This is a genomic window from Sphingobium sp. BS19 (genome assembly GCF_027925545.1).
Classification (GTDB): domain Bacteria; phylum Pseudomonadota; class Alphaproteobacteria; order Sphingomonadales; family Sphingomonadaceae; genus Sphingobium.
In genome coordinates this window covers 56,123-63,502 of sequence record NZ_BSEF01000021.1, presented here as the reverse complement: position 1 = coordinate 63,502, position 7,380 = coordinate 56,123, and the positions used below count along the sequence as shown (strand labels likewise).

At 58.0% G+C, this 7,380-nt stretch carries 6 protein-coding genes and 1 pseudogene; 5 read left to right on the top strand and 2 right to left on the bottom strand.

All coding sequences use genetic code 11. The features are described from left to right. The 3 genes and pseudogenes from QMG56_RS19370 to QMG56_RS19360 form a co-directional block, all read left to right on the top strand. Nucleotides 1-143, top strand: a pseudogene (locus QMG56_RS19370) (IS630 family transposase); the annotation flags it as partial. Between the two features lie 93 nt (nucleotides 144-236). Then, nucleotides 237-1,481 carry a DUF4010 domain-containing protein gene (locus QMG56_RS19365; protein WP_281824219.1) on the top strand — a complete coding sequence of 415 codons (1,245 nt, stop codon included), beginning with the start codon at nucleotides 237-239 and terminating at the stop codon, nucleotides 1,479-1,481. A 66-nt stretch (nucleotides 1,482-1,547) separates the two neighbouring features. After that, nucleotides 1,548-2,360, top strand: a complete 813-nt coding sequence (locus QMG56_RS19360; RefSeq protein WP_281824217.1) for a universal stress protein UspA — start codon at nucleotides 1,548-1,550, stop codon at nucleotides 2,358-2,360. Between the two features lie 98 nt (nucleotides 2,361-2,458). Here QMG56_RS19360 and QMG56_RS19355 read toward each other — a convergent pair whose 3' ends face one another. After that, a complete protein-coding gene (locus QMG56_RS19355; RefSeq protein ID WP_281824215.1) occupies nucleotides 2,459-3,919 on the bottom strand; it encodes a CHAD domain-containing protein in 1,461 nt (486 codons plus the stop codon). A 597-nt stretch (nucleotides 3,920-4,516) separates the two neighbouring features. On the opposite strand from QMG56_RS19355, the gene QMG56_RS19350 reads away from it, so the two are divergent. Both QMG56_RS19350 and QMG56_RS19345 read left to right on the top strand, forming a co-directional pair. Next, nucleotides 4,517-4,657: a hypothetical protein gene (locus QMG56_RS19350; RefSeq protein ID WP_281824213.1), complete on the top strand. Its 141-nt coding sequence runs from the start codon at nucleotides 4,517-4,519 to the stop codon at nucleotides 4,655-4,657. A 288-nt stretch (nucleotides 4,658-4,945) separates the two neighbouring features. Continuing rightward, complete coding sequence (locus tag QMG56_RS19345) at nucleotides 4,946-6,082, top strand: glycosyltransferase family 4 protein (protein WP_281824211.1); 1,137 nt, start codon at nucleotides 4,946-4,948, stop codon at nucleotides 6,080-6,082. Nucleotides 6,083-6,151: 69 nt separating this feature from the next. On the opposite strand, the gene QMG56_RS19340 is transcribed toward QMG56_RS19345, so the two are convergent. Continuing rightward, nucleotides 6,152-7,375, bottom strand: coding sequence for an outer membrane beta-barrel protein (locus tag QMG56_RS19340; protein ID WP_281824209.1), 1,224 nt, complete (start codon nucleotides 7,373-7,375; stop codon nucleotides 6,152-6,154). Between the last annotated feature and the right edge of the window lie 5 nt (nucleotides 7,376-7,380).

The following is a 7,380-nucleotide window of genomic DNA, read 5'->3' as shown; positions in this document are numbered from 1 at the left end:
AAGCCGACATCGCCGCCTTCATCAAAGCACACAATGAAAACCCCAAACCCTACAAGTGGGTCAAATCCGCAGACGAGATCCTCGCCTCCGTCAAACGCTTCTGTCAAAAAACAATGAGCCGAACTTCGGATTCACGTGACTAGGGCCTACGATTGCTTGCGCCATCGTCACTCATGGAGGCCCAGTTGTATGGGTTCGTGACTGACCTTGCAGTTCCCGCGGTCTTTCCAAAAATAGTGGCACTGTCTCTTGCGCTGGGGCTGGGGCTGCTCATCGGTGTGCAGCGCGGCTGGGCGCTGCGCAATGCCGCTGACGGCACTCGCTTTGCCGGGATCCGAACCTTTGGTCTAATCGGCCTAGAGGGCGGTCTTGCCGGCATACTACATGCTATCGACCCCAACTTGGCGATCATTCTGGTCGCGGCGTGCGCGATCCTCATTCTTCTGGGATACGCCCGAACGTCCAGAAAGAACGGAACGGTAAGCGGTACCGCTAGCATTGTTGGCCTGTTGACGCTTGGCTGCGGCTACCTGGCGACGACCGGCCACCAACAAGTTGCCAGCGTTATTGCCGTCCTCTTGACCCTGGTCCTGGCGCTGCGCTCACAACTTCACGTCTGGCTTGAACATCTGACCGAGCTGGAGATCGGGGCGATTGCCCGGTTCGCGCTCATTGCCGGTGCAATCCTTCCGCTGCTCCCAGACCGGCCCTATGGACCCTATGACGCATGGAACCCGCGCAACCTCTGGCTGGTCGTCGTCCTGGTGTCCGGTTTTTCCTTCGTCGGCTACCTGGCCTGCAAGCGGCTCGGCTCCCGAAACGGAACACTTGCGACCGCAGGGGCAGGAGCGCTAGTTTCCTCAACCGCCGTTACCGCTGCGCTAGCGAGCCGACTCCGGGAGAACGACGCCGATCAGCATATGTTAAGCGCTGCTATCGCTTCGGCGTCCGCCGTCATGTTCCTACGGGTGCTCGTCATGGTAGGTGCGCTGGCCCCTATCGCATTAAAGGGTGTGGCCTTGCTGGCCTTGCCGCCTGCAATCATTAGCTGTGCCGCTGCGTTTTGGATGCTTCGCTCCGCGCCGCTTGAGCCGGGAGACGGTGCGTATCAGGTGAAGATACGCAACCCCTTCGACTTGTGGCCAGCAATCGGGATGATGGCCATGATAATGGTGTTTTCCGTCACATCGCGCTGGATGCTGGCGCAGTTCGGCCAGGCAGGGCTTGCTGCCACACTCGCAATCTCAGGAGCTATTGACGTTGATGCGGCTATCATAACAATCGGCGGTTTGCCTGCGACCCTTCTCGATGAACGAACGGCCGCCTTGGTTCTTGCCGTGCCGATGATTCTGAATACGCTGGTCAAAGCCGCTACTGCAGTTAGCATCGCGGGCTGGACTAAGGGCAGGGACGCCGCGGCAGCATTGGCGCTGAGTGCCGTGGCTTGCGGTGCAATGCTGCCATTTGCAGCGCTCCTGTAACCAGCTGCGTACGTATAGTTGCGCATATTGGAGCACCCGCCGCCTGCGTAACATTGCGTCAACGGCATGGAGGCGATCATGAAAAACATCCTTTTGCTGGTGCATGACGATGATGGGCAGTTTGCGCGTCTACATACTGCCATTGACCTTACCTGCGCCCTGGACGGGCATTTGATCTGCATCGATGTCACCCCGTCGCCGGTTTATGCCGGAAACGCTTATGGAGGTTTTGGCGCTTCGCTCCTCTTGAATGACGAACGGGAGAACGAGGCCCGGAACAGGGCGCGGACGAAAGAACGCGTTGCAGGCGCAAATATCTCCTGGAGCTGGGAGGATGCGACGGGCGATTTCGCCCAGTGCGTCATCGATGCTTCCAATCTCGCGGACCTTATCGTGCTAAACCGCGCGCTTGACGACTATCCGTTGCCGGACATGCGCACGATCACGAGTCGCGTGCTCATGCATGCCCGAAAGCCGATCGTGGCGGTTCCCGAGGAGGTCGAGAGCTTCAACGCGAAGGGTCGCGCCATCATCGCCTGGGATGGGCAGGAATCGGTCGCGGCGACGATGCGGGCCTGCGTGCCCCTTCTACAGCTCGCCTCCGACGTCGAAATCTTCATGGTTCGCGACGGCGCAGCGAAGACCGAGCCCGAGGAAGCCGCCGCCTATCTCGCACGGCACGGCATTCACGCGAATGTGAAGATCGTTGAGGACGGCGTCCATCACGCTGACGTTCTGATCGAAAATGCCGCCCGGCACTGGCGCGCCGAATACATTCTGATGGGCGCCTACAGCCACGGTCGACTGATGGAGGCGTTTGGCGGCGTCACCAAACGCATGCTCTCCAACTGTAAACTGCCGCTGGTGATCGGCCACTGATCACGCCCGTGCGCCATGCTGACAATCGCTCGTTTTGGTCTGGTGCCGGGGCCGTGCCGTGGACGACGATCCGATGATTTGAAAGCGGGGGTCTGCAACTATCTCCAGAAGCGTTTGGCATCGACGAGAGCATCATGAGCGTCTTCTGCAGCAGCGAGAAGCTTCTTCCTTCCGCTAGGCGCGACCACCGCCGACGCTCCATCCACGTCAAGCGCATTGAGCTTAGCCAGTACGGCGGACGCAGTCGCAATGTCGTTCAGGTGGCCTAGCTGGTCCTGAAGGTCCTCAAGTATATCGACGAATGTCTTGTATCTGCGCCGACCCTGCTTTCGTTCAAAAAGAGCCGTGAAAAACTCGGACGCATAGCGCAGTTTCTTGGCATCTTTCCGTACTTCGTGCCGGGCGGCATCGGCAAGATCGGCCAGGTGCCTGCCATCCTTTTTCAGTTTGCGGCGGAGATGGTCGAGCTGGCCGACGGCAAATGCGCGTGCCGGCATCTGGCGTTGAGCTTCGGTGTGCGCGTTCCTTAACCATGGACCCCTCACGGTCCATTCCGTGAGATCGAGCATCAGCGCGCGCGTGCGGTCGGACGCCAATACCTCCGCGACCCGCTCAAGGGCGGATCGGTGAGCGACGACGAGCCGCTCGTAAAGAACGCCGGAATCGATGCGTTCGAGCAAAACGTCCAGGTTCCGCGCCTCACCAAGTTCACCGGCAAGCCATCGCAGATCGTCGCGTAGCCGATCACAGGTCGCGTCGCCTTCGGTCAGCGCCTTGAAGATCGAAAAAGCCGCGCGAAGGCGGCGCAGGGCAACACGGGCCTGATGTAACGGCTCTGCTCGATAGCCATCTTCGAGCAGACGCTCATTCAGCCGGAACTGCCGTAGACAGGTTTGGGCGACGTGCCGGAATGCCTGGGATGCCGACATGTCTTTGGACAGGGCCACAGGCTCGGCTTTGAACACGGTGGCTGCGGGCCCCAGCAGCGCATAGCCACGTTCGGCCTTTGCGAGAACACCGAGGCGCACCGGCGCGGTCGCATCAATCTTGCGTGCGAAGGTGAATAGGCCAACCGGATCGCCACTTATGAGCTCCAGTTCCAGCTCGCAGATAGACGATCGACGGTCGCCCGCGACGACCAAGCCGCGATCCAGGGCGATCGCGAAGTGAGCCCCGCCTTCATCGACGTCCCATGTATGCCGGTCCACGGAAACCACGAAGGCGGGCGCGAGATCCTCCACTGCCTTGCCAATCAGCATATGAACCGGTGACGAACACTCGATTATCGGTGTGTCGTTCTTGACGGGGATCTCCCACTCCGGTCGTACGAACATGCCCGCAGACCTGGCGTTGCCCGCTTTGACGGTCTGAATCCGCTTACGCCCCTGGCGCCTGATCCGAAGGCTCAGGCCGGCCTGCTCGAGGCTTTGATCCGGTGTGTCGAAATAAATCGATCGCTGCTTGGCGCGGTTCATAGTGTCCGGCAGCAGCGGGGAAGCTTCCAGCGACGCTGCATCCTCTGGCGATAGTTCCAGCTTGAGTTCCAATTCCTCGAACATTCCCGCTCCATGGCTCATGGCTTTCCAACCGTCAGATCAATGCTTTGTTCAGCATCGATCGCGGTCGAGATCGCCTAAGGCGTCGCTAGCTGCGAACATTCCATCGTTCTTGCATGCAAATCCCAATGGGACACACCTTCCAGTCGCTCGAATTCGACGATGGCGCGCCTGATCGCTTGAGCTTCGTCTTCCGCACCGGTGATCTCGATCGAACGCTGGCAGACATGATGATCATGTCCAGTTGAGTCCGGGATATCATTGAAAAAGGAGACTCTGTAGCTGGCCATTGCGGTTCCTCTACAACCATTAGTAGCGCGCACGACAGGGTGCTGCGCTAGGTAATGTTCGCAATGCCCGAAGCTACGGCGGTCAGCGATTTCTACAAGCCGCGCACCGATTGTGTGGGCGAAGGGATATGAGAACACCGAGCCTTACGCGCATAGCATTCGATAGATAGTCCATTCTTTTTGTGACTAGAAGGTAGGGGCTTGGCAGCCGGGTTGCTATAACGAGAACAATTAAGACGGACCTTGCCCTCTGCCGCATGGCAAACAGGGCGTATCGGCGCATGCCTTCTTGAAAGTCGCGGCGGGCCTGATGCCGACGATTGAAACACCAGCAGCAGCGCGACCTGCCGCTCTATTCGATGTTGGCGGCTACGGCGCTGGCGCTGCCATGCAGTTTGCCACGCTTACTCATGGCATCGCCATGACGCATGCGGAATTTGCCATAGTGTGATCCGGGAACCGGTGAAACGGGAGTAACTCTTTTGAAAAGGTTATCGCTCTTTTGTCGTACTACATCAAAGACAACGATCTTCGGAATAGCCACCGGTCACAGTCATTTCATGCTCTACTGTTCCGTCCGGCAGTCAATCCATTATGCAGGCGATGGTTAGTGAGTCTCTCACATCATGATTCGATTTCTTCCCGCATATGATCATATATCTGCCGACCCGGCATCGTCCGCTGCGTGCATCATGAGGCAGGCAGGCAACGTCATGCCTGACGGTCCAATTCCACGATAGTGACGCAAGTTACCGCCTTGCCCGTTGCCGAGAATGCTCTTCGTCAGCAGAATGCTGTCTTTATAATTGCGGGTTTAGGCGCTGGCGGCGTGGAAAAAGTTGTCAGCCTGATCGCTACTGCATGGATTACGAAAGGATGGCAGGTGACCATTCTAGCGTTCGACCGACCAGAAGATCCGATTTATCATGATTTCCATCCTGCCGTGGAAATACGGCGACTTGGACTAAGTAGCGGCGGCGGGAAAATTCGTTCCGTCATTATGCAGGGGCGCCGTATCCTTGCGATACGAAGAGCACTCAATCTGTTACAGCCCGATATCGTCATATCATTGCTGACAAAGATCAACTTGCTGACGCTTGTGGCGACCATAGGAACGTCGCACAAGGTTATCGTTTCGGAGCGAAACAATCCTCAGGCCCAGCCTGCAAATGCTGCCTGGAACATTCTGCTGGCCCGCTTTTACGGGCGTGCAGAAGCTATCGTGATGCAAACACGGGCGAGCATGGACTGTCTGCCGCCCAATGTGCGGGCGAAGGCGCGCATTATTCCCAATCCAATTCTGCCGCCGCAGTCGAGCCAACTTATTAACATGGAACGGCGGGTAGTTTCTGCCGTTGGCAGGCTGACATATCAAAAGGGGTTCGATCTTCTGATCGATGCGTTCGCACGCATAGCGTCGAGACATCCTGACTGGAAGTTGATGATATGGGGCGAGGGAGAGATGCGGCCTGCGCTGGAAATGCAGGTACGTGCCTTAGGGTTGAACGACCAAATATTATTGCCAGGCACCAGCGAAATTCCCGGTGGTTGGGTTCATGAAACGGCCATCATGGCTTTGTCGTCGCGCTTTGAAGGGTTTCCCAATGCCTTAGGCGAAGCCATGGCAAGCGGTTTGCCAGTGGTAGCCTTCGATTGCCCATTTGGCCCATCTGATCTCATCATACAGGGTATCGATGGCCTATTAATTCCACCCGGAGACGTGCCAGCCCTTGCCAGAGCGATCGAGCGCCTCATCGTCGATCAGCAATTGCGAAAGTGTCTAGGCAGCGCGGCCAGACGCTCGGTATCGCGCCTGACCCCCACACGGATCGTAGCGCAGTGGGAGGTCTTGGTGCGGGAGTGCCTCACCACCTGATCCGCTCGCGAATCTTGAAATCACGTTGTCGTCAGATCGGGAAAGCCCCAAGATAGCCGCAAGATCCAGTCAATAAATGAAGCCCATTTTCAGTGCGACCCTCCATTTATGGAAATCTTCGGACGCGTTTGCCGAGTTGCGCCGGCTGTGATTGGCGGCCGGTTCGATCCACATATGCCGGTTGGCGAGATAGCGGGCGCTTACGCCAACGTCGAAATAGCGCTGATCCTGGTCAAAACCGCCCCGATAGTGAATGTTACGTATGCCCAGCGACCCGCGCACGATCAGATTATGGTGCGCTTCCTGATCGATATTCAGGTCGAAGCGCGAATCAATCCGTCCTAGCGCGCCACTGCGAATGGTCGCCACATCCCCTCTAAACAGGTTGAAGATAACGGCCGTGCGCGTGCGCGGACGCCAGGTTACGCGGCCATTCGCTGCCAGTCCGTAAAAGGGACGAAGATTGAGATCCTCCGGGTCCGCGTGAAACAGGCCGACGCCGACTTCGCCGGTCAACCTGTCTGCAACTTGAAGCGCCACGCCGGTTGTCGCACCATAGGTCGTGGTAGTGCGGTTGACGCCGAAACGGTCCCTATTCAGCCTGGGTACCCGCCTATTGGCGAAAGGCTGAACAAAAACCGCGATCCGCTGGGATAGGTTGACGCTACCTTTCACGGCGGCGCGGTAGGTGACCATATCGCGATCGGCATCCTCAACCGAAAGATAATTGAGTTTGGCCACGCCCAGCGTCGCCACAAGTCCGACGCGCGGGCCGTTATGCCCATATCCCAGTTCCGCTGAGGTCATGTCGATCAGAGCCGGCCTTCGCGCGCTGGCGAAGTTCGCTTCCGGATCGCCGCGTCGCTCAAATGTGCGGTCATAAGCGAGCTTGGTGAACAGCGACTGTTTCTGGCTGACATCCTTGCGATACTGGAGGTAGGCTCCAAATTCGGATGTGTTCTCCCGCGAATTCTTACCATAGCGCGAAAGACTGGCATATGCGCGTGTGCGCAGGTTGGAGTCACCCGTTTCCCGACGCGCCTCGATGCTCGGCTCGATCAGGAAAATAGTGTCCGATCGCTTGTTCAGGTCTGAGGCCAGGATGTTGTTGTCGAAGCGGATGCCCGTTTCGATCATAGGCATGATTACGAAACCATTCGTCCGGATCGTGCGAGGCTCGTAGCCGGGGCGTGGCAGATCGTCTATCGCCGTCGTGCGGTTTATGTCCTGGGCGCTGAGTGGGGAAGTCGCCAGCGCCGCCACGACTATCAGCCCGAAAGAGCGCGACGACATGCAGC